The organism is Priestia sp. P5 (genome assembly GCF_029522155.1).
GTDB lineage: Bacteria > Bacillota > Bacilli > Bacillales > Bacillaceae_H > Priestia > Priestia megaterium_E.
Genome location: NZ_JAKWFJ010000024.1, coordinates 1 through 619 on the forward strand (window position 1 = coordinate 1; position 619 = coordinate 619).

5 tRNA genes and 1 rRNA gene are annotated in these 619 nt (G+C 51.1%); all 6 read right to left on the minus strand.

Annotated features, from left to right (window positions below):
- Positions 1-52: 52 nt before the first annotated feature.
- Positions 53-127: transfer RNA gene (locus MMB69_RS27195), tRNA-Gly, on the minus strand.
- A gap of 23 nt (positions 128-150) precedes the next feature.
- A tRNA-Leu gene (locus tag MMB69_RS27200) sits at positions 151-232 on the minus strand.
- Between the two features lie 13 nt (positions 233-245).
- Positions 246-321 (minus strand) — tRNA-Lys (locus tag MMB69_RS27205).
- 8 nt (positions 322-329) lie between these two features.
- Positions 330-405, minus strand: a tRNA-Thr gene (locus MMB69_RS27210).
- 3 nt (positions 406-408) lie between these two features.
- Positions 409-484, minus strand: a tRNA-Val gene (locus MMB69_RS27215).
- Positions 485-493: 9 nt separating this feature from the next.
- Positions 494-609 (minus strand): 5S ribosomal RNA (gene rrf, locus MMB69_RS27220).
- Positions 610-619: the final 10 nt, after the last annotated feature.

Genomic DNA, 619 nt, shown 5'->3' on the forward strand with positions numbered 1-619 from the left:
TTTAAGTCCTGTGTGTCTGCCAATTCCACCACCCCGGCAGGACTTATATATGTGGAGCGGAAGACGAGGTTCGAACTCGCGACCCCCACCTTGGCAAGGTGGTGTTCTACCACTGAACTACTTCCGCACATATATGAAATTAATGAAAGATGCGGGTGAAGGGACTTGAACCCCCACGTCGTAAGACACTAGATCCTAAGTCTAGCGCGTCTGCCAATTCCGCCACACCCGCGTGTGAATATAAATGGTGAGCCATGAAGGACTCGAACCTTCGACCCTCTGATTAAAAGTCAGATGCTCTACCAACTGAGCTAATGGCTCGAAAAAACTGGTGCCGGCAAGAGGACTTGAACCCCCAACCTACTGATTACAAGTCAGTTGCTCTACCAGTTGAGCTACACCGGCAAATGGTGGAGGATGACGGGATCGAACCGCCGACCCCCTGCTTGTAAGGCAGGTGCTCTCCCAGCTGAGCTAATCCTCCGATATATAAGCCTGGCAACGTCCTACTCTCACAGGGACAAAGTCCCAACTACCATTGGCGCTAAAGAGCTTAACTTCCGTGTTCGGTATGGGAACGGGTGTGACCTCTTCGCTATCGCCACCAGACATATTATAT